This window comes from Kitasatospora sp. NPDC089797 (assembly GCF_040684795.1).
Taxonomy (GTDB): Bacteria; Actinomycetota; Actinomycetes; order Streptomycetales; family Streptomycetaceae; genus Kitasatospora.
The window spans coordinates 56,336-77,470 of sequence record NZ_JBFBGS010000042.1; the positions used below are offsets into that span (position 1 = coordinate 56,336).

The following is a 21,135-nucleotide window of genomic DNA, read 5'->3' on the forward strand; positions in this document are numbered from 1 at the left end:
CAGCACGACGAGACGGTACGTCTCGTCTCATCCGCCGTTCCCGGAGGTGTCCCGTGACCCGACTCCGACCCGCCCACGTCCTGATGGTCTCCATCCCGGCGCACGGGCACGTCAACCCCAGCCTGGCCGTGGTCGCCGAACTGGTCGCCCGGGGCCACCGGGTCAGCTACGTCAACGACCCCCGCTTCCGGGAGGCCGTCGAATCCACCGGCGCCGGGTTCGTCCCGTACCCGTCCACACTGCCGCTCACCGCCGATCCGGCGGGCTGGACGGCGGATCCGGTGGCACTCCAGGAGCTGTTCCTGGACGACGCGCTCGCGATGTGGCCGGTCCTGCTGGAGCGCTTCGGGGAGGGCGCGGACCGCCCCGACCTGGTGCTCTGCGACATCGCGGGCTTCGCCGGGCGGGCGCTCGGCGAGCGGCTGGGCGTCCCGGTGGTGCAGCTGTCGCCGACCTACGTCGGCTGGGAGGGCTTCGAGGAGGACTTCCCGGAGGTGTTCGAGGCGGTCCGGGCGGCGCCCGGCGGGCCCGAGCACTACCGCCGCTACGCCGACTGGCTCGCCGAGGCCGGCACGGTCCAGCGCGACGTGGACGCCTTCAAGGGCCGCCCGGAGCGGGCGATCGCGCTGATACCGCGCGCCCTCCAGCCGAACGCCGACCGGGTCGACGAGCGGCGGGTGACCTTCGTCGGGCCCTGCTTCGCCGACCGCGCCCACCAGGGCTCCTGGCAGCGGCCGGCCGGCGCGGAGAAGGTGCTGCTGGTCTCGCTGGGCTCCGCGTACACCAACCAGCCCGCGTTCTACCGGGCCTGCATCGAGGCCTTCGGCGGCCTGCCCGGCTGGCACACCGTGCTGCAGATCGGCCGGCACACCGACCTGGCGGCGCTGGGGGAGGTGCCGGACACCGTGGAGGTGCACCGCTGGGTGCCGCAGCTGTCGGTGCTCGCCCAGGCGGACGCCTTCGTCACCCACGCCGGCATGGGCGGCTCCAGCGAGGGGCTGTTCCATGCCGTGCCGATGATCGCGGTGCCGCAGGGGGTCGACCAGTTCGCCAATGCGGACGCGCTGGTCGGGCTGGGCGTGGCCCGTCGGCTGGACACCGCTGACGCGACCCCGGAGGCGCTGCGCGGCGCGCTGCTGGAGCTGGTCGGGGATCCGGCGGTGGCCGGGCGGCTGTCGCTGCTGGCCGCGGCAGGCCGGGCCGAGGGCGGTACGGCGCGGGCGGCCGACCTGATCGAGGCCGAGCTCGGGGGTGGGGCCATGGGCTGAGGCCTGCTCCAGGAGCGGGGCCGTGGTCCGAGGCCGGACCCGGGGGTGCGGCGCGGATCCGGGCGGCGGAGAATTCCGGGCGGCGGGGGATTCGGATGACGAACAGCTGTTGTCATATCTTCATTCACCTGCTGTGATGATGTATATGGATATGCACAGTGCTGTGGCCCCCGACGCTCCGCTGGTCCAGGTCGGCAAGGCCGACGTCAGTGCGGAGGACGTACTGGCCGTCGCCCGGGGCAACGCCCGGGTCGAGATCGGCCCCGACGCGCTCGCCGAGATGGCGGTTGCCCGTGCCCGGATCGACGCCCTCGCCGCCGAGCCGCGCCCCGTCTACGGCGTGTCGACCGGCTTCGGCGCGCTCGCCGTCCGGCACATCAGCCCCGAGCTGCGTGCCCAGCTCCAGCGCTCGCTGGTGCGCTCGCACGCGGCCGGCATGGGCCCGGCCGTCGAGCGCGAGGTGGTCCGCGCGCTGATGTTCCTGCGGATGAAGACGCTGGCCTCCGGCCGCACCGGCGTCCGCCCGCTGGTCGCCCAGACGATGGCCGCCCTGCTCAATGCGGGCATCACCCCGGTGGTCCGCGAGTTCGGCTCGCTCGGCTGCTCCGGCGACCTCGCGCCGCTGTCGCACTGTGCGCTGGTGCTGATGGGCGAGGGCACCGCCACCGGCCCGGACGGCGCCGAGCGGCCGGTGGCCGAGCTGCTCGCCGAGGCCGGCATCGAGCCGGTCGAGCTGCTGGAGAAGGAGGGCCTCGCCCTCATCAACGGCACCGACGGCATGCTCGGCATGCTGGTGATGGCCATCGCCGACCTCCAGCGCCTGTTCACCACCGCCGACATCACCGCCGCGATGACCCTGGAGGCGCTGCTCGGCACCGACAAGGTGCTCGCCCCCGAGCTGCACGCCCCGATCCGCCCGCACCCCGGCCAGGCGCTCAGCGCCGCCAACATGCTCGCCGTGCTCAAGGACTCCGGTCTGACCGGCCACCACCAGGACGACGCGCCGCGGGTCCAGGACGCCTACTCGATCCGCTGCGCCCCGCAGGTCGCCGGCGCCGGCCGGGACACCCTGGCGCACGCCCAGCTGGTCGCCTCCCGCGAGCTCGCCGCCTCGGTGGACAACCCGGTGGTGCTGCCGGACGGCCGGGTGGAGTCCAACGGCAACTTCCACGGCGCGCCGGTCGCGTACGTGCTGGACTTCCTCGCCATCGCCGCCGCCGACCTCGGCTCGATCTCCGAGCGCCGCACCGACCGGCTGCTCGACAAGGCCCGCTCGCACGGCCTGCCGGCCTTCCTGGCCGACGACCCGGGCGTGGACTCCGGCCTGATGATCGCCCAGTACACCCAGGCGGCGCTGGTCAGCGAGAACAAGCGGCTCGCCGTCCCGGCCTCGGTCGACTCGATCCCGTCCTCCGCGATGCAGGAGGACCACGTGTCGATGGGCTGGTCGGCCGCCCGCAAGCTGCGCCAGGCCGTCGACAACCTCGGCCGCATCCTGGCCGTCGAACTGACCGCCTCGGCCCGGGCGCTGGAGATCCGTCAGCAGGCCGACACGGCCGGCCGGGTGGCCCCGGCGACCGCCGCCGCGATGGCCGCCGCCCGCGAGGCGGGGGTCGGCGGCGCGGGCCGGGACCGCTTCCTCTCGCCGGACCTGGAGGCCGCCGCCGCGCTGGTCGCCTCCGGCGGCCTGGTGCGGGCGGTGGAGCGGGTCACCGGGCCGCTGGCCTGAGATGGCGGCGGCGCGGCACGGCTGGGGCCGGACCCTTCGGCCCGCCGCTCGGACCCGGCAGGGGTCCGAGCGGCAGGGCCTAGTCCCAGTCGTTCCGCGGCCGGCGCTCCTCGCGCTCGCGGCGGCTGCCCAGCGCGGCGGCGAAGTTGACCCCGACGATGCCCGCCCAGCAGGCCAGCAGTCCGGCGAAGCCGCCGCTCTGCGGGCTCGCCGCGATCGCGGTCAGCGGGATGCCCAGGGCCAGCGAGACCACCGCCAGCCGGTTGCCGGCGCGGCCGGGCGACCAGGGGCGGTGCGGGCGGCCGTGGTGGCGGTCCCGGTGGTGGTGGGACGGCTCGTAGTCGTCGACGTTCATCCGCGCGGCCACCGAACGCTCCACCCGGGAGTCCAGGCGGGCGTCGAGGCGCTTCATGAAGGAGTCGAGGAGCTCGTCCTCGTACTCCTTCCCGAGCTCCTTGCGGGCCTGGAGGGTGGCGTCGAGGTCGCGCCGCAGGTCGTCCTGGCGAGTGTCCATGCCAGTAGCGTGGGCCCCTCGTGCGGCCCGGTCCATCCGTTCGCGGGGGGAATCCGGGCGGGATCAGGGAGAAATCAGGGTTACCCCGAGGCCCGGTGCCCGACCCGTGGGGCGTGCCGCGGCACATCCCGTCGTACGAGACGTCTTTGCCAGTGGCGGCGCGCTGCTGCACAGTCGTCGTCCGAACCGCTCGTATCCGGAGGTACCCGCTGATGACCGCCACCGACGAGGCCGGCAGCGTCGGCCCCTCCGCCCGGCTGCTCCAGCTGTTCGAGGGGCACCGGCTGACGCCCACCCAGCGGCGGATCGCCCACTCGCTGGTCCGGCACGCCACCGAGGCGCCGTTCCTGTCCAGCGTCGAGGTCGCCGAACTCGCCGGGGTCAGCCAGCCGTCCGTCACCCGCTTCGCCGTCGCGCTCGGGTACGACGGCTACCCGGCGCTGCGCAAGCAGCTGCGCGAACTCGGCGCGGGCGAGCCGGCCGCGCCCGAGACCCCGGACGACGCGGTGCGCAACGAGCACCAGCAGGCCGTCCTCGCCGAGATCGCCCACCTGCGCCACCTCGCCGAACTGCTCGCCGACCCCGAGCCGATCACCCGGGCCGCCCGGCTGCTGGCCGCCTCCCGCCCGCTGCCGGTGCTCGGCCTGCGGGCCGCCTCGGCGCAGGCGCACGGCTTCGCGTACTTCGCCGCCAAGGTGCACCCGGACGTCCGGCTGCTCGACGAGGGCGGCAGCATGCTGGCCGACCGGCTGGAACAGGCCACCGCGGCGGGCGCCACGGCGCTGCTGTGCTTCGCGCTGCCGCGCTACCCGCGGGAGTTGATGGACGCCCTGGTCGTCGCCCGGGAGTGCGGGCTGACGGTGCTCACGGTGGCCGACAGCGCCTTCTCGCCGGTCGCCAAGCTCTCCGACCTGATGCTGCCGGCCGCCGTCGGCACCGGGCTGGTCTTCGACACCGCCTGCGCGCCGATGATGCTCGGCCGGGTGCTGCTGCAGCGGATGTGCGACGAACTCCCGGGCGCGGAGGCGCGGTTGGAGGCGATCGAGCAGTCGGCGGCGGCCCGGGGGCTGTTCCTGGAGTAGCCGCGGCCCGGAACGGACCCGGCCCGGAGTGGGCGTGGCCGGGAATAGTCGTCGGGAACCCGGGCATCCCCTACAGCAGGGGGTGCCGCCCATGCGCGTGATCCACGAGATGAAGTTCGTCGCCCGCCTGTCCTCGGGCGCCGACGAATGGTCCTGCCCCGCCTGCGGACGCCGCGTCACCCTGCGGCGCCTGCCCGAACCCCAACTGACCGTCCTCGACCCGGGCGACGAGTCCGCCGTCCACGTCGGCGTCATCGAGCCCGACGCCCGCGCGGCGGGGGCCGCCGGTGCCACTGGTACCGCCGGTTCCGCCGGTTCCGCCGAGAAGTACGGCCTCGGCCCGGTCCAGAACGTCCCCCGCCCTCCCTCCCCGCCCGCCCCGGACGCCGCCGACCGCCGCTGGCTCGCCGAGATCGGCATCGACTGGGACGACGACGCCGCGGCCTGATTCAGGCCCGGGGCGCGTAGAGCGGGAGACCGGAGGTGTCCAGCTCGGCAGGCAACGGCGAGGGCAGCGGAACGGGCCCGCCGTACCTGCCGTGCAGGACACCTCGGTACTCGCCGTCGCGGGGGTGGGTGCGGAGTGTCCAGGTGCCTTCGCGGGGGCCGATCGCCAGGAGGATCGGTATGCCGTCAGCAGGACGCCCCCGATGATCTCGACCCGCAGCCCGGTGCGCCGCTCGAGCTCCGCCGCGGTGCGACGCAGCGTGCCGGGCGTGCCGGGGCGGCTGCCACGGCGTCCTCTGCTGGGCCGAGTGGCTGGTGTTCGCCGGGTTCGGGCTAGCGCGCCAAGTCGACCGGTGCCGTGGCTGATCGGATTGTTCCGGGGTCTGGTCGGAAGCCGGTTGTTTAGTTATATTCAATCGGACCTAGCTTGAATGAATCCATCCGCAGGAGGCCGGGACATGGTGCAGCAGCAGGCGAGCGGGCCGCGCGAGGTGCGTGCGGCGCGCGGGACGGGGCTGACGGCGCAGGGGTGGCAGCAGGAGGCCGCCCTGCGGATGCTGATGAACAACCTCGACCCCGAGGTGGCCGAGCACCCGTCGAAGCTGGTGGTGTACGGCGGCACGGGCAAGGCGGCCCGGGACTGGCGCTCCTTCGACGCCATGGTGCGGACGCTGGAGGGGCTCAAGCAGGACGAGACCATGCTGGTCCAGTCCGGGCGGCCGGTCGGCGTGATGCAGACCCACGAGTGGGCGCCGCGGGTGCTGATCGCCAACTCCAACCTGGTCGGCGACTGGGCCAACTGGGAGGAGTTCCGCCGGCTGGAGAGCCTCGGGCTCACCATGTACGGCCAGATGACCGCCGGTTCCTGGATCTACATCGGCACCCAGGGCATCCTCCAGGGCACCTACGAGACCTTCGCCGCCGTCGCCAACAAGCGGTTCGGCGGCACCCTGGAGGGCACCATCACCCTCACCGCCGGCCTCGGCGGGATGGGCGGCGCCCAGCCGCTGGCCGTCACCATGAACGGCGGCGTGGCGATCTGCATCGACTGCGACCCGTCCCGGATCGCCCGCCGGATCGAGCACCGCTACCTGGACGTCGAGGCCAAGGACCTCTCGCACGCGCTGGAGCTGGCCACCGCCGCCCGCGACAAGCGTCAGCCGCTCTCCATCGGCGTGCTGGGCAACGCCGCCGAGCTGGTCCCGCAGCTGCTCGCGATGGACGCGCCGATCGACATCGTCACCGACCAGACCAGCGCCCACGACCCGCTGGCCTACCTGCCGGTCGGCGTCGCCTTCGACGACATGGCCGACTACGCGGCCGCCAAGCCCGCCGAGTTCACCCAGCGCGCCCGCGAGTCGATGGCCGCCCACGTCGAGGCGATGGTCGGCTTCCTGGACCGCGGCGCCGAGGTCTTCGACTACGGCAACTCGATCCGCGGCGAGGCCCAACTGGCCGGCTACGACCGTGCCTTCGCGTTCCCGGGCTTCGTCCCGGCGTACATCCGACCGCTGTTCTGCGAGGGCAAGGGCCCGTTCCGCTGGGCCGCGCTGTCCGGCGACCCGCAGGACATCCACAAGACCGACAAGGCCGTCCTCGACCTCTTCCCGGAGAACGAGTCGCTGCACCGCTGGATCAAGATGGCCCAGGAGAAGGTGCACTTCCAGGGCCTGCCCGCGCGGATCTGCTGGCTCGGCTACGGCGAGCGCGACAAGGCCGGCGAGCGCTTCAACGACATGGTCGCCTCCGGTGAGCTGTCCGCGCCGATCGTGATCGGCCGCGACCACCTGGACTGCGGCTCGGTGGCCTCCCCGTACCGCGAGACCGAGGCGATGCTGGACGGCTCGGACGCGATCGCCGACTGGCCGCTGCTGAACGCCATGGTCAACGTCGCCTCCGGCGCCTCCTGGGTGTCCATCCACCACGGCGGCGGCGTCGGCATCGGCCGTTCCATCCACGCCGGCCAGGTCACCGTCGCCGACGGTACGGCGCTGGCGGGGGAGAAGATCCGCCGGGTGCTCACCAACGACCCGGGCATGGGCGTCATCCGGCACGTGGACGCCGGCTACGACCGGGCCACCGAGGTCGCCGGCGAGCGCGGCGTGCGCGTTCCCATGGGTGAACTGTGAGCGAGCGCAACGGGCGGACCGAGCAAGGGGGCGACTCGCGGAACGCGGGCGCCGAGCGCGGCGAGGCGGTCGCGTGACGGTTCCGTCGTTCGAAGAGATGTGGGCGGAGCTGCTCCCCGTGGGCCGCTCCGCCGCCTCCGGCGGCTACCGCCGCTTCGCCTGGAACTCCGCCGACGCCGAGTGCCGCGCCTGGTTCGAGCAGCAGGCCCGCGACCGCGGCCTGACCTACGAGCTGGACCGCAACGGCAACCAGTGGGCCTGGCTGGGCGATCCGCACGGCGAGGGCGCCGTCGTCACCGGTTCGCACCTGGACTCCGTCCCGGACGGCGGCGCCTTCGACGGCCCGCTCGGGGTGGTCTCCTCCTTCGCCGCACTGGACGAACTGCGCTCCCGTGGAGCCGGGTTCAGCAAGCCGCTGGCGATCGTCAACTTCGGTGACGAGGAGGGCGCCCGGTTCGGCGTGGCCTGCATCGGCTCCCGGCTGACCGCCGGGGTGCTGTCCCGCGAGGCCGCGTACGAGCTGCGCGACGCCGACGGCCTGCGGCTGCCCGACGCGATGGAGAAGGCCGGCTACGACCCGACCGCGCTCGGCGCGGACGAGGAGCGGCTGGGCCGGATCGGCGCCTTCGTCGAACTCCACGTCGAGCAGGGCCGCTACCTCGCCGAGGGGCAGCCGGTCGGCGTGGCCGGGGCGATCTGGCCGCACGGCCGCTGGCGGTTCGACTTCCACGGCGAGGCCAACCACGCCGGCACCACCCGGATCGAGGACCGCCGCGACCCGATGCTGACCTACGCCAACACCGTGCTCGCCGCCCGCAAGAAGGCGAAGCTCGCGGGGGCGCTGGCCACCTTCGGCAAGGTCGCCGTCGAGCCCAACGGCACCAACGCGATCGCCTCGCTGGTGCGCGGCTGGCTGGACTCCCGGGCCGCCGACGAGCGCACCCTGACCGAGCTGGTCGCCGAGATCGAGCGGGCCGCCGCCGAGCGCGGCGGGCGCGACGGCGTCCGGGTCGAGCTGACCCGCGAGTCCTACACCCCGGTGGTGGACTTCGACGGCCCGCTGCGCGACCGGCTCGCCAAGCTGCTCGACGCCCCGGTGCTGCCCACCGGAGCCGGGCACGACGCCGGGATCCTGGCCTCCGCGATCCCGACCGCCATGCTGTTCGTGCGCAACCCCACCGGCGTCTCGCACTCCCCGGCCGAGCACGCCGAGGTGGCCGACTGCCTGGCCGGGGTGGCCGCCCTCGCCGACGTACTGGAGGACCTGGCGTGTCAGTGACGGCTCCGATGACGTACTGGGCGGAGCACGCCTGGCTGCCGGCCCGCAACGGGCCGGTGGTCGAGTCGGACGTGCTGATCGTCGTCGGCCCGGACGGCCGGATCACCCGGGTGCAGCCGGACAGCGGGCCCTGCCCACCCGGCGCCGTCCGGCTGGCCGGGCTGGTGCTGCCCGGCCAGGCGAACGCCCACTCGCACGCCTTCCACCGGGCGCTGCGCGGGCACGTCCAGGTCGGCTCCGGGACGTTCTGGACCTGGCGGGACACCATGTACCGGTTCGCCGGCGCGCTCGACCCGGACCGCTACCTGGCCCTCGCCACCGCGGTCTACGCCGAGATGGCGCTCGCCGGGATCTCCGCCGTCGGCGAGTTCCACTACCTGCACCACGCGCCCGGCGGCGCCCGCTACACCGACCCGAACGCGATGGGCGAGGCGCTGATCGAGGCCGCGGCCCGGGCCGGCATCCGGATCACCCTGCTGGACACCTGCTATCTGTCCTCGGGCTTCGGGGCCGAACCCACCCACCCACAGCTGCGGTTCAGCGACGGCGACGCCGAGGCCTGGGCCGTCCGGGCGGACGCGCTCAAGCCGCGCGAGCACGCCCGGATCGGCGCCGCCATCCACTCGGTGCGCGCCGTCCCGGCCGAGCAGTTGGGCACCGTCGCGCACTGGACGGCGATGCGCAGGGCGCCGCTGCACGTCCACCTGTCCGAGCAGACCGCCGAGAACGACGCCTGCCTCGCCGCCCACGGCGTCACCCCGACCCGGCTGCTGGCCGACCACGGCGCGCTCGGCCCGCGCACCTCGGCCGTGCACGCCACCCACCTCACCGACGAGGACGTCAGACTCCTCGCCGACTCCTCCACCACCGTCTGCATGTGCCCCACCACCGAGCGGGACCTCGCCGACGGCATCGGCCCGGCCCGCCGGCTCGCCTCGGCGGGCAGCCCGATCTCGCTGGGCAGCGACAGCCACGCGGTCATCGACCCCTGGGAGGAGGCCCGGGCGCTGGAACTGGACGAGCGGCTGCGGACCCGCACCCGCGGGCACTGGACGGCGAACGCGCTGCTGCGGGCGGGGACCGAGGACGGGCACGCCTCGCTGGGCTGGCCCGAGGCCGGCCGGATCGAGGCCGGGGCGCTCGCCGACTTCACGGCCATCGCGCTGGACTCCGTCCGCACGGCGGGGCCGCCGCCCCGGCTCGGCGCCGAGATCGCGGTCTTCGCGGCCTCGGCGGCGGACGTGCGGCACCTGGTGGTCGGCGGGCGGCACGTCGTCCGGGACGGGGTGCACCAGCTGGTGGCCGATGTGCCGGGGGCGCTGCGCGCGGCGATCGGCGCGCTGGACTACTGAACTCCCTTGTCCAACTCCCTTCGGAAGGCGTTGTCTTGAGCACCAGGACCACCAGGACCACTGTGATCACGGGCATCGGCAGCCTGGTCACCAACGATCCCGGACAGGGCAGCGGGCCGCTCGGCCTGCTGACCGACGCGGCCGTGGTGATCGAGGGCGACACCGTCGCCTGGGTCGGCCCGGCGGACCGGGCCCCGGCGGCGGACGAGCGCTTCGACGCCGAGGGCCGGGCCCTGCTGCCCGGCTTCGTCGACTCGCACGCCCACCTGGTGTTCGCGGGGGACCGCACGGCCGAGTTCAACGCCCGGATGTCCGGGCAGGCGTACACGGCGGGCGGCATCCGGACGACGGTGGCGGCGACGCGGGCGGCGAGCGACGCCGAGCTGGAGGCGAACCTGGCCGGGTTCGTCCGGGAGGCGCTGCGCCAGGGCACCACCACGATCGAGTGCAAGTCCGGCTACGGGCTGACGGTCGAGGACGAGGCAAGGGCGCTGCGGATCGCGGCCCGGCACACCCCGGAGACGACGTACCTGGGCGCCCACATCGTGGCCCCCGAGTACGCCGAGGACCCGGCGGGCTACGTGGACCTGGTGACCGGGGAGATGCTGGACGCCTGTGCGCCGCACGCCCGTTGGGTGGACGTGTTCTGCGAGAAGGGCGCCTTCGACGGCGACCAGGCGCGGGCGATCCTGACGGCGGGCATCGAGAAGGGGCTCACGCCCCGGGTGCACGCCAACCAGCTGACGTACGGGCCGGGCGTGCAGCTCGCGGTGGAGCTGGGGGCCGCCTCGGCGGACCACTGCACGCATCTGACGGACGAGGACGTGGCGGCCCTGGCGGGGTCGGCGACGGTCGCGACGCTGCTGCCGGGGGCGGAGTTCTCCACCCGGGCCGAGTACCCGAGCGGGCGGCAGCTGCTGGACGCGGGCGCGGTGGTGGCGCTGTCCACGGACTGCAACCCGGGCTCCAGCTTCACGAGTTCGATGGCGTTCTGCGTTGCCGTGGCGGTGCGGGAGATGGGCATGACCCCGGACGAGGCGGTCTGGGCCGCGACGGCGGGCGGGGCGCACGCGCTGCGGCGCACGGACGTGGGGACGGTCGCGGTGGGCGCGCGGGCGGACCTGCTGCTGCTGGACGCGCCGTCGCACGTGCACCTGGCGTACCGGCCGGGCGTGCCGCTGACGGCGGGCGTCTGGCGGGCGGGGGTCCGGGAGGTCTGAGCCCCGGCGGGAACGGGCGGCGCCGGCCGGGGTCAGCCACCGGTCGGCGCAGGGTCCGGGTCGTCCGGTTCCAGCACGAAGACCGGGATCACCCGGTCGGCCTTCTCCTGGTACTCGGCGTACGGCGGGTACGCGGCGACCGCGCGCCGCCACCACTGGTCCTTCTCGTCACCGGTGACCTCACGGGCCGTCATGCGGCGACGCTCGGGGCCGTCCTGGAGCTCGATGTGCGGGTCGGCCCGGAGGTTGAAGTACCAGACCGGGTGGCTCGGGTCGCCGCCCTTCGAGGCCACCGCCGCGTACCGGCCCCCGTGCTCCACGCGCATCAGCGGGACCTTGCGGATCCGGCCGCTCCTCGCGCCGCGCATGGTCAGGACGACGACCGGCAGTCCGGTGTCCCGGAGCGTGGTGCCCCGGGTGCCGCCCGAGCTCTCGTACAACTCGACCTGCTCGCGCACCCACTGCGCCGGACTCGGCTCGTACTCGCCCTCGAAAGGCATCGCAGTCACCCCGCTGTCGTGTGCGGACCGGTTCCAGTGTGCCGGGAAGCCCGCGCCACCGCATCCGGCGGCCTCCCGCGGCGAGCGGGAGGCCGCCGGAACGATTCGGTCAGGGGGCGGTGGTGAGGTGGTCGAACTCGCCCGCCTTGGCGGCCCGGAGGAAGTCGGCCAGGCCGACTTCCTCCGGGCCCTGGGTGGCCGGGAGCAGTGAGGCGCCGTTGGCATCGCTGTGCGCGCTTGCCTTCGACGCCCTCGATCCCCGTTCCGCCCCGCACTGCGCCGATCCCGAGGAGGGTAGGTGATGGCGCGGTCCGAGCCGCCGGTTCCCGACTGCGCGGCCCTGCTGCGGCAGGCGCGGCGAAGCGCCGTCCATTGGGAGATGCGCGGCCTGTGGCTGATCGACGAGCGGCTCGTCCTGCTCCCCTGGTTCGCCGGAGACGGAGCCTGGGCGGGCGCGCGTTCGACGACGACCCGGCCACGGTGAGGGTGGTCTCGGCGGCCTTCGAAGCCGTCCGGGTACGGGCCGCTCCGCACGAGCACTGCTCGGCCTGACCGCCCCCGCCGGGACGATCGACGTCGACGGCTTCACCCGATCGGATGACGAGGTCCGGTCCGCCGAACCGTCCGCCTTCGGGGGTGGCGTCGTCCTCGAAGCCGTCCGTCCTCGGGCATGACCGCAGGCCGTAGCGCCGCCTGAAAGCGTGGGGCCGAGGGATTCCTCCGGCGAGGCACGGCCTGGGCCGTGGAGGGCGCCGCACCGTGGTCGCCGAAGTGGAGGGAAGGCGCGCTAGCATTCAATCTGCCTGTTGAGAAAGGCAGTTGAAGCTACATGGCCTCGGAGTTCAGCGGTTCTTCGGGGTGCCGGAAAGCCCAGGGCCCGGCAGGCAGGATCGGCAGCCATCACCAGGAGTTGCAGTGACCGTTGCTTCCCATGAGTCCGTGGCCGGCCTGATCGGGGCCGGCGAGTGATCGGCGCGACGCACGTGAAGGCGGGCCCTCCGGGGCTCGCCTCCGCGCTGGTGGCCGGCGGCGCGCTCGGCCTGGACTGGCTCCCGGCCTTCGAGGCCGTACCGCGTGAGCTGTTCGTCCCGGACCGCATCTGGCCGGGCGTCGCGGACGGCACCCGCCAGAACGGTCCGGTGGACCGCTCGCAGGATCCCGGGGCGTGGCGGCGGGCGGTCTACTCGGACATCCCGCTCACCACCCGGTGGGACGACGGCGACCACCAGGGCGACGGGCTCGGCACGACACCGACCTCGTCCAACTCCACGCCCTCGATGGTGTTCTCCATGCTGCAGGACCTTGACGTCCGCCCGGGTGACCGGGTGCTGGAGATCGGCGCCGGCACGGGGTGGAACGCGGGCCTGCTGGCCCACCGGCTGGGCGACGCGAACGTGGTGACCGTCGAGTTCGATCCGGACGCGGCCCGGACCGCCCGCGCGAACCTGGACCGGGCCGGGCTCGCACCGACCGTGGTCGAAGGCGACGGGCGGCACGGCTGGCCGAAGGGCGCCCCCTACGACCGGATCATCGCCACCTGCCCCCTCCTGGAGATCCCTTCCGCCTGGTCGGCCCAGACGGCCCCCGGCGGAGTCATCGTCGCGCCGTTCGGCACGGCGTACGGCGGCGAGCAGATCGTCCGGCTGACGGTGAGCGAGGACGGAACGTCCGCGAGCGGTAGGTTCACCCGCAGCTCGGCGTTCCTGCGGCTGCGCCAACAGCGCACCGGGCGGCCGCCGTTCGAGGACTGCCTGCGCGGCCGGGAGCGGCCCGCCGACGGCGTGCGGACCACCACCACCCTCGCCCCGCCGGACACGGGCGGGTGGTTCGAGCAGTTCGTCATCGGGACCGCCGTGCCCGGGGTGTTCTGGCGGGCGGAGCGCTACGACGACGGCGCGTACACCCTGTGGCTCCACAGCCGGGACACCCTCTCCTGGGCCTCGGCCGACTACGCGCGCGGCCGCACCGCGTACGAGGTGCACCAAGCGGGCCCCCGGAACCTCTGGGACGAGGTGGAGGCCGCCTGGCGCCGGTGGGACGACCGGGGCCGCCCCGGCCCCGCCCGCTTCGGCCTCACCGTCACCCCGGACGCCCACACCGTGTGGCTCGACTCCCCGGAGGACCCGGAGGCCGTCCGCGTCCTCGGCGGGTGAGGGCCGGCGCAGGACGTCGGCCGGCACCCGGCGCAGATCCGGTCTGGGGCAACGGTAGTGACACTCCGAGAGGTTACGGCCCGTCGATCCGTGTCGGCCCGACGGGCCGAAGGCGCGTCTAACCCATGCCCAACGACCGCCGCAGGAAGTCCAGTTCGTGCCGCAGCAGGTTCTCCACCATCGCCTCCTCCGTCAGCCGGTGCCCGGCGCCGCGCAGGGGCAGGAGCTCGTGCGGGCGGCCGGCGGCGAGGAGGGCGCTGGAGAAGCGCAGGGCGTGGACGGGGAAGACGTTGTCGTCGGCCATCCCCTGGATCAGCAGCAGCGGGCGGCTCAGCTTCGAGGCCTCCGCGATCAGGTCGCAGGAGTCGTAGTGCTCGGGGTACCGGTCGGGGTGGCCGAGGAAGCGCTCCTGCCAGTGGGTGTCGTACAGCCGGTGGTCGGTGGGGGCGGCCCCGGCGGAGGCCGCGTGGAAGACGTCGGGGCGCCTCAGTACGGCGAGGGCGGCGAGGAAGCCGCCGTACGACCAGCCCCGGATGCCGACCCGGTCGAGGTCCAGCAGTCCGGGCCGCAGCCGGGCCGTCTCGTGCAGGGCCTCGATCTGGTCCTCCAGCGCCGGACCGGCCTTGTCGCCCCAGATCGACTTGTCCCACCGCGGCCCGCGCCCCGGGGTGCCCCGCCCGTCCACCACCAGCACCGCGAAGCCCTGGTCGGCGAACCACTGCGACACCTGCTCGTGCCAGGCGCCGCTCCTGGTGACCTTCTGCATGGCCGGCCCGCCGTACGGGTCGACCAGTACGGGCAGCGGGCCGGCCCCGGGCCCGTGGCCGGCGGGCAGGAACAGGTGGGCGCGCAGGTCGCGCGGGCCGAGCCGGAGCAGTTCGGGGCGGGCGGTGACGACGGGCGGCTCGGCGTACGAGACGAGGGGGAGCGGCGCACGGCCGTCGCGCAGGACCACGGTGCCGCCGTCGGGGGAGCGGGTGGTGAGCACCAGCGTGCCGCCGCGCCGCACTCCGTCGTGCAGGCCCGGGCCGCTGCTCAACCGCCGCGTGCCGGTGCCCGGTTCGTACGTCCAGAGGTGGGTCTCGGTGGGCTCCTCGGAGGCGGTGAACAGCACCGTCTCACCGTCCGTGCCGAGGACGGCCCGCAGTTGGAGCCCCGCCGGGGTGACCGGCTGGCCGTCGACGGTCAGCCGCCGGGTGCCGCCGTCGCCGCCACTGCGGTCGGAGTCGGCGGAGTCGGCGGTGTCGACCAGCGCGCCGCCCGCCGTCCGCACCGGCAGGCCGGGGACGAGTTCGACCCAGCGGGCGTCCGTCCGCTCGGCGAGCACCCGGGTGGCGCCGTCCGCCGCGACGGCCAGCGTGCGGACGGTGCGCTGGTCGCGGCTCTGCACGGCCGCGTACGGCCCGTGGCCGTCCCACCCGGCGGCGGTCAGGTACTCGAAGGCGGCGCGGTCCCAGCGGACCTCCGTACGGCCGCCGTCGAGGCCGAGCAGCCAGAGCGAGACCTCGGCGTTGGCGGTGCCGGCCAGCGGGTAGCGGACGGCGCGCGGCGGCTGCGCCGGGTCGGCCGGGTCGGCGAGGAACCAGCGGGTGACCCTCCGGTTGTCGACCCGGGCGACCAGCAGGGCGGTGCCGTCGGGGGACCACCAGCACCCGCGGTCGCGCTCCATCTCCCCGACGGCGACGTACTCGGCCAGACCGTACGTGACGTCCTCGGCCTCGGGTTCGGCGAGCGCCCGGTCGTCCGTCCCGTCGGCCTCGACCACCCGCAGGGCGCCGCCGCTGATGTAGGCGATCCGTCGGCCGGTCGGGTCGAGCCGCACGTCCTCGGGCGAACCGCCGGAGACGACCCGGCGGACCGAGCCCGTGCGGGTGTCGGCCAGCCACACCCCGCCGTCCCGGGCGAAGGCGGCCAGCACCCCGGCGCCGTCGGTGCTGTACGAGGTGATGCCCCCGTCGGCGACCAGCTGCTCCGCGCCGCTCCCGGTGTCCAGCGCCCAGAGGCAGCCGACCGGGTCGGCACCCCCGCGGCTGCGCAGGAACAGCACGGTGGTGCCGTCGGCGGAGGGTTCCGGTCGGACCGGGGCGCCCAGGGTGAAGTGCCGGGCGCGGGCCAGCTGTCGGGGCAACGAGTCGGTCGTCATACCGGGGACCATAGGCACACCCGGCCCGGTCCCGTCGAGAGGAGGTCGAGGGGGAGTCGAGAGGAAGCCGAGGGGGAGTCGAGGGGAACCGGAGGGCGGAAACGGCCGGGGCCGCCGCGGATCCAGTGGATCCACGGCGGCCCCGGCGCGGGGGACGGGCGTGTCAGTGCACGTCGCCCATGAGCGTGACGACCCGCTTGCGGTACATCGCCAGCGCGATGCCGGCCAGGATCGCCATGGCGCCCTGCACGGCGAAGTACCCGGTGCCGCCGACCACCTTGCTGCCCAGCACCAGCTGGAAGATGGCGGCGACGCAGTCGCCCGCGGTGACGGCGAGGAACCAGACGCCGACCATCTGGCTGGCGTACTTGGTCGGCGCCAGCTTGGTGGTGACGGACAGGCCGACGGGGGAGAGCGTGAGCTCGCCGACGGTCTGGATCAGGTAGACCATGGCCAGCCACAGCGGGGTGACCTTGGTGTCGCCGGAGGCCGCGCCCATGGCCAGCATCATGACCATGAAGGAGGCGCCGATCATCAGCAGACCGAAGGCGAACTTCAGGGTGGTGCTGGGGTTCTTCGACCGGCGGGCCAGGGCGACCCAGAGCCAGGCGAAGACCGGGGCCAGCGCCATGATGTAGAGCGGGTTGAGCGACTGGAACCAGCTGGACGGGAAACCGAACCCGAACAGGGTCGAGGCGGTGTGCTCCTTGGCGAACACGTTCAGCGTCGAGCCGGACTGGTCGTAGATCATCCAGAACACGGCGGCGGCGACGAAGAACCAGATGTAGCCGCTCATCTTGGACTGTTCGCTGGGGCTGAGGTCCTTGTCGCGCTTGACCTTGGCGAAGACGAACACCGGGATGGCCAGGCCGGCGATGGACAGCGGCCAGACGACCCAGTCGACCGTGAAGTGACCGGTGGAGGCGACGACGCCGTAGAAGACGGCCGCGGCGGCGAGCCACAGACCGGCCTTGCGGAAGACGGAGCGCTTCTCCTCGGCGCCGATCGGCGAGGTGACGACGTCGCTCTTCGGGCTGAGGTGGCGGGTGCCGAGCAGGAACTGGAGGAGGCCGAGCGCCATGCCGATGCCGGCCAGGGCGAAGCCCAGGTGCCAGTCGACCTTCTGGCCGACGGTGCCGATGGCCAGCGGGGCGGCGAAGGCGCCGAGGTTCACGCCCATGTAGAAGATCGTGAACCCGCCGTCACGGCGCGGGTCGGCCGGACCGTCGTAGAGGTGGCCGACCATCGTGGAGATGTTGGCCTTGAGCAGGCCCGAGCCCACCGCGATGAAGACCAGGCCGGCGAAGAACGCGCCGGTGAACGGGACCGCCAGCAGGAAGTGGCCGAGCATGATGATCGTGCCGCCGAGGGCGACCGTCTTGCGGGCGCCGAGGAAGCGGTCGGCGATCCAGCCGCCGGGAAGGGCGAGCAGGTAGACCATCGCCGTGTAGACGCTGTACACGGCCAGTGCCGTCGCCAGCTGCATGCCGAGGCCACCGTCCGCGACGGAGGCGGACATGTACAGCACCAGCAGGGCGCGCATGCCGTAGTAGCTGAAGCGCTCCCACATCTCGCTCAGGAAGAGCGTGGCGAGGCCCCGGGGGTGCCCGAGGAAGGTCTTGCCGCTGGGGGAGGCCGACGTGATGTCGGCGGCCCGGGTGGTAGACGCCATGTGTAGTCGTTCCTTGCCTGACAGCGTCCGCCTAGGGGGGTGGTGGCGGACGTGGACTCGAACCACTCTACGTGGCGATATTTGGCGTTATCAGATGACAAACAAGGCGAATCAGTGGGGTTAATAACAAAGTTGGCAACAGATCTGCCCGATTGATCCATGGTAAACGGGCGTGTCTTCCTTCGGTTTAAAGATCAGACCGAGGATTTTTGGCCGAACGGCGGGTCAGCACTGCTGTGTTGGCTTCCGAGGGGCCCTTGTATAACGATCACACTCTGTGAACTACCTCACAGGGGGTACGGGCATACGCGGGACGACTACCATCACCACATGACCTGTGTGCTGCTCGCCGAGGACGATCCGGCGATCTCCGAACCGCTCGCCCGGGCCCTGCGACGCGAGGGCTATGAGGTGCTCGTCCGCGAGGACGGCCCCACCGCGCTCGCCGCCGGCCTCACCGAGGAGGTCGACCTCGTCGTCCTCGACCTCGGCCTGCCCGAGATGGACGGCCTGGAGGTCTGCCGCCGCCTGCGCGCCGACGGCAAGAGCTGCCCCGTCCTGGTGCTCACCGCCCGCGCCGACGAGGTGGACACCGTCGTCGGTCTGGACGCCGGCGCCGACGACTACGTCACCAAGCCCTTCCGGCTGGCCGAACTGCTCGCCCGGGTCCGGGCCCTGCTCCGGCGCGGCAACGTCGACCAGCTCACCACCGGCGCGCACGGGGTGAAGATCGACATCGAGTCCCACCGCGCCTGGCTCGGCGAGGAGGAGCTGACCCTCTCCGCCAAGGAGTTCGAGCTGCTGCGCGTCCTGGTCCGCGACGCCGGCCGGGTGGTCACCCGCGAGGAGATCATGCGGCAGGTCTGGGACACCACCTGGTGGACCTCGACCAAGACCCTGGACATGCACATCTCCTGGCTCCGCAAGAAGCTCGGCGACGACGCCGCCAACCCGCGCTACATCGCCACCGTGCGCGGCGTGGGCTTCCGGTTCGAGAAGAATTAGCCCCGTACGGACATCGTGGCCGGGCGGCGGCCGATGAAGCGGAACACCTCGGGGAGCAGCAGCGTGAAACGCCGGATGATCAACTCGCTGCTGGTCGTCGTCCTGGTGGTCGTCGTGGTGTTCTGCGTGCCGCTCGCCCTGGTCGAGCGGCGCACCATCTTCGACTCGGCCCAGGACCGGGTCGACGCCACCGCCGTCCGGGTGCTCGCCCTGGTCGACAGCCGGCTCGCCGCGGGCGAGGGGGTCAAGGAGGGGCGGGTCTTCGAGAGCCAGGTCACCGAGGGCAGCTACGTCGAGGTGCAGATCCCCGGTCAGGCCGTGCTCTCGGCCGGCGACCGCCCGGCCGGGGACCACGTGCTGCGGGCCGCCGAGCGCGGCGCCAGCGGCGAGATCGTCACCGTCGAGCAGTCCCGCGAGGACGTCGACCACGAGATCGCCAACAACCTGGTGCTGCTCGGCGTGGTCGCCCTGCTGGCCGTCCAGGCCGCCGTCGCGCTCGCCGTCTGGCAGGCCAAGCGGCTCGCCCGGCCGCTCACCGACCTCGCCGAGACCGCCGAACGGCTCGGCTCCGGGGACCCCCGCCCGCGCAACCGCCGGTACGGGGTGCCCGAACTGGACCGCATCGCCGAGGTGCTGGACACCAGCGCCGAGCGGATCGCCCGGATGCTCACCGCCGAACGCCGGCTCGCCGCCGACGCCTCCCACCAGCTGCGCACCCCGCTCACCGCGCTGTCGATGCGGCTGGAGGAGATCACCGCCCTCGCCGAGGAGCCGGAGACCGTCAAGGAGGAGGCGACCATCGCCCTCCAGCAGGTCGAACGGCTCACCGACGTCGTCCAGCGGCTGCTCACCACCCAGCGCGACCCGCGCAGCCCCACCGCCGTCGCCTTCGACCTGGACGAGGTGATCAAGCAGCAGGTGGAGGAGTGGGGCCCGACGCTGCGCGAGCGGGGCCGGGTGCTGTCCCTGGAGGGCCTGCACGGGGTCACCGCGGTCGGCACCCCGGGCACGGTGGCCCAGGTGCTGGCCACCCTGATCGAGAACTCGCTGATGCACGGCGCCGGGACGATCACCCTGCGGGTGCGGCCCTCCGGCACCTCCGTGGTGGTCGAGGTGCAGGACCAGGGCGCCGGGGTGCCGGCCGACCTCGGCAACCGGGTGTTCGAGCGCGCGGTCAGCGGCCGCAACTCCACCGGCATCGGGCTGGCCGTCGCCCGCGACCTGGCGGAGGCGGACGGCGGCCGGCTGGAGCTGCTCTCGCTGAAGCCCGCGGTGTTCGCGCTCTTCCTCGGCCGCAGCCACGAGGACCAGCCGCGCTGAGCCCCGGGGGCTGCGGGGGCTGCGGGGGCCGCGGGGGCTTTGGGCCCCGGCGGCCGCGGGGGTACGGGGACGGCCCCGGTCGGCGGGACCGGTCGGCGGGACCCGTCAGCGGGCCCGGTCGAGGCTGACGTCCCGGACCACGTCGAGGTCGGTGAAGGTGGGCGGGGCGTCGCAGAGCGCCGCCATCTCGCGGGAGATCCGTTCGGTCTCGGGCAGTCCGGAGTTGCGCATCGCCGCCTCGTAGGACGGGAACTCCACGATCTCCACCACGTGGGTGGAGTCCGCGTGGTCGGTGGCGACCATCGCGTGGGACGCGGTCCTGGTCCCCTGGGTCTGCTCGACCCAGCTGTCCAACAGCTGGTTGAGCTCGTCGAGCTTCTCGGTCCTGCAGTCGATGATCTGGACGAACGCCATGGCGAGCCTCCTGGGACCCCCCTCGGCCTCGATCGTCCGCCGGCCGTGCCCGCCCTCGGTCACCACTCTCCTCCCGCCGGGACGGGCCCGGCAAGGGGGTGGGGAGGCGTCACTCGGCGGGGGCGTACCGGATCTGCTCGGTAGCCAGCAGCAGCTCGGCCCGGGCGGCCAGCCCCTGGTCGCCGCCGGCGGCCTCGACCGCCGGGGCCACGACCGCCGGGGTCACGACCGCGGCCGGTGCGGCCGCCGCGACCGGCGTGGAGACCGCGGCGGGCTCGGGCTCGGGGAGCGCCTTGAACACCCAGGTCCGGTACGAGATGAACCGGAACACCGTGGCGATGGCCAGGCCGACCACCTTGGCGCCCATCTTCTCGACGTTCGAGTCCAGGCCGAGCACGTACTGCGAGAAGCCCAGCACGCCGGTCTCGATCAGCATGCCGAAGCCGCTGAACACCAGGAACAGCGTGATCTCCCGCTTGCGCGAGGCGGCGTCGCGGTCCCGGTACAGCCAGTAGCGGTAGCCGAGGTAGTTGGTGGCGATCGCGATCACCGTGGCGGCGATGTTGGACCGCAGCGAGGCCAGGCCCAGGCCGTTGATGCAGAACCAGAAGATGGCGAAGTTGACCACCACGCCGCTCAGGCCGACGATGCCGAACTTCACGACCTCGCCCCTGAGCCCACGCAGTTTCTGCGCGAGCGAGGGGCTCGATTCTGCGGTCGTCGCCATACCGGGTGGCCTCCATGTACCTGCGGGAAGAAAGGGGGTCCCTCGGGGACGGGGCCACTCCTTGGGCCCTGCGTGCACGCACATGATCCGACCGCGCGGACGAGGACCTAGCCGTCCAGGCTACCCGCTTCCATCGAACGGCTCAGCCGTCCGGGACCGGGGTTGACATCTACGCGCGTCC

Annotated in this window: 17 protein-coding genes and 1 pseudogene; 12 read left to right on the top strand and 6 right to left on the bottom strand. The window is 73.5% G+C overall.

What is annotated here, in order from left to right:
* Positions 1-83: 83 nt before the first annotated feature.
* Positions 84-1,268, top strand: coding sequence for a macrolide family glycosyltransferase (locus tag AB0O91_RS29290; RefSeq protein WP_363439230.1), 1,185 nt, complete (start codon positions 84-86; stop codon positions 1,266-1,268).
* 145 nt (positions 1,269-1,413) lie between these two features.
* Positions 1,414-2,997, top strand: a complete 1,584-nt coding sequence (hutH, locus tag AB0O91_RS29295) for a histidine ammonia-lyase (protein ID WP_363439166.1) — start codon at positions 1,414-1,416, stop codon at positions 2,995-2,997.
* Positions 2,998-3,076: 79 nt separating this feature from the next.
* Here the strand turns inward: hutH and AB0O91_RS29300 are convergent, their stop codons facing one another.
* Complete coding sequence (locus tag AB0O91_RS29300) at positions 3,077-3,511, bottom strand: hypothetical protein (protein ID WP_363439169.1); 435 nt, start codon at positions 3,509-3,511, stop codon at positions 3,077-3,079.
* A 212-nt stretch (positions 3,512-3,723) separates the two neighbouring features.
* Between AB0O91_RS29300 and AB0O91_RS29305 the strand changes: the two genes are divergently transcribed.
* The 6 genes from AB0O91_RS29305 (at position 3,724) to hutI (ending at position 11,020) form a co-directional block, all read left to right on the top strand.
* A complete protein-coding gene (locus AB0O91_RS29305) occupies positions 3,724-4,593 on the top strand; it encodes a MurR/RpiR family transcriptional regulator (protein ID WP_363439172.1) in 870 nt (289 codons plus the stop codon).
* Between the two features lie 91 nt (positions 4,594-4,684).
* Positions 4,685-5,041 carry a hypothetical protein gene (locus tag AB0O91_RS29310; protein ID WP_363439175.1) on the top strand — a complete coding sequence of 119 codons (357 nt, stop codon included), beginning with the start codon at positions 4,685-4,687 and terminating at the stop codon, positions 5,039-5,041.
* 457 nt (positions 5,042-5,498) lie between these two features.
* The gene (hutU, locus tag AB0O91_RS29315; protein ID WP_363439178.1) at positions 5,499-7,169 is read left to right on the top strand and encodes a urocanate hydratase; all 1,671 of its coding nucleotides are present in this window, start codon (positions 5,499-5,501) and stop codon (positions 7,167-7,169) included.
* A gap of 97 nt (positions 7,170-7,266) precedes the next feature.
* Entirely contained in the window at positions 7,267-8,448 is a 1,182-nt protein-coding gene (locus AB0O91_RS29320; protein ID WP_363439233.1) for an allantoate amidohydrolase, read from the top strand.
* Positions 8,449-8,456: 8 nt separating this feature from the next.
* Positions 8,457-9,800 carry a formimidoylglutamate deiminase gene (locus tag AB0O91_RS29325; RefSeq protein ID WP_363439236.1) on the top strand — a complete coding sequence of 448 codons (1,344 nt, stop codon included), beginning with the start codon at positions 8,457-8,459 and terminating at the stop codon, positions 9,798-9,800.
* Positions 9,801-9,835: 35 nt separating this feature from the next.
* Entirely contained in the window at positions 9,836-11,020 is a 1,185-nt protein-coding gene (gene hutI, locus AB0O91_RS29330) for an imidazolonepropionase (protein ID WP_363439181.1), read from the top strand.
* A 32-nt stretch (positions 11,021-11,052) separates the two neighbouring features.
* Here hutI and AB0O91_RS29335 read toward each other — a convergent pair whose 3' ends face one another.
* Positions 11,053-11,520 carry a nitroreductase family deazaflavin-dependent oxidoreductase gene (locus AB0O91_RS29335; protein WP_363439239.1) on the bottom strand — a complete coding sequence of 156 codons (468 nt, stop codon included), beginning with the start codon at positions 11,518-11,520 and terminating at the stop codon, positions 11,053-11,055.
* A gap of 301 nt (positions 11,521-11,821) precedes the next feature.
* On the opposite strand from AB0O91_RS29335, the gene AB0O91_RS29340 reads away from it, so the two are divergent.
* Positions 11,822-12,004: a hypothetical protein gene (locus AB0O91_RS29340; RefSeq protein ID WP_363439184.1), complete on the top strand. Its 183-nt coding sequence runs from the start codon at positions 11,822-11,824 to the stop codon at positions 12,002-12,004.
* A 481-nt stretch (positions 12,005-12,485) separates the two neighbouring features.
* Positions 12,486-13,673 (top strand): methyltransferase domain-containing protein, encoded by a 1,188-nt coding sequence (locus tag AB0O91_RS29345; protein WP_363439186.1) that lies wholly within the window; start codon positions 12,486-12,488, stop codon positions 13,671-13,673.
* 118 nt (positions 13,674-13,791) lie between these two features.
* Here the strand turns inward: AB0O91_RS29345 and AB0O91_RS29350 are convergent, their stop codons facing one another.
* Together AB0O91_RS29350 and AB0O91_RS29355 are read right to left on the bottom strand one after the other, a co-directional pair.
* Positions 13,792-15,816, bottom strand: a complete 2,025-nt coding sequence (locus AB0O91_RS29350) for a prolyl oligopeptidase family serine peptidase (protein ID WP_363439189.1) — start codon at positions 15,814-15,816, stop codon at positions 13,792-13,794.
* 163 nt (positions 15,817-15,979) lie between these two features.
* Positions 15,980-17,488 (bottom strand): oligopeptide:H+ symporter, encoded by a 1,509-nt coding sequence (locus AB0O91_RS29355; protein WP_363439192.1) that lies wholly within the window; start codon positions 17,486-17,488, stop codon positions 15,980-15,982.
* A gap of 330 nt (positions 17,489-17,818) precedes the next feature.
* On the opposite strand from AB0O91_RS29355, the gene AB0O91_RS29360 reads away from it, so the two are divergent.
* Together AB0O91_RS29360 and AB0O91_RS29365 are read left to right on the top strand one after the other, a co-directional pair.
* On the top strand, positions 17,819-18,493 hold the full coding sequence (locus tag AB0O91_RS29360; RefSeq protein ID WP_030290974.1) for a response regulator transcription factor: 675 nt from the start codon (positions 17,819-17,821) through the stop codon (positions 18,491-18,493).
* A 63-nt stretch (positions 18,494-18,556) separates the two neighbouring features.
* Positions 18,557-19,813 (top strand): ATP-binding protein, encoded by a 1,257-nt coding sequence (locus tag AB0O91_RS29365; RefSeq protein WP_363439195.1) that lies wholly within the window; start codon positions 18,557-18,559, stop codon positions 19,811-19,813.
* Positions 19,814-19,942: 129 nt separating this feature from the next.
* On the opposite strand, the pseudogene AB0O91_RS29370 reads toward AB0O91_RS29365, so the two are convergent.
* Together AB0O91_RS29370 and AB0O91_RS29375 are read right to left on the bottom strand one after the other, a co-directional pair.
* A pseudogene (locus AB0O91_RS29370) lies at positions 19,943-20,227 on the bottom strand (ester cyclase); the annotation flags it as partial.
* Positions 20,228-20,336: 109 nt separating this feature from the next.
* Positions 20,337-20,954, bottom strand: a complete 618-nt coding sequence (locus AB0O91_RS29375; protein WP_363439198.1) for a GtrA family protein — start codon at positions 20,952-20,954, stop codon at positions 20,337-20,339.
* Positions 20,955-21,135 lie beyond the last annotated feature (181 nt).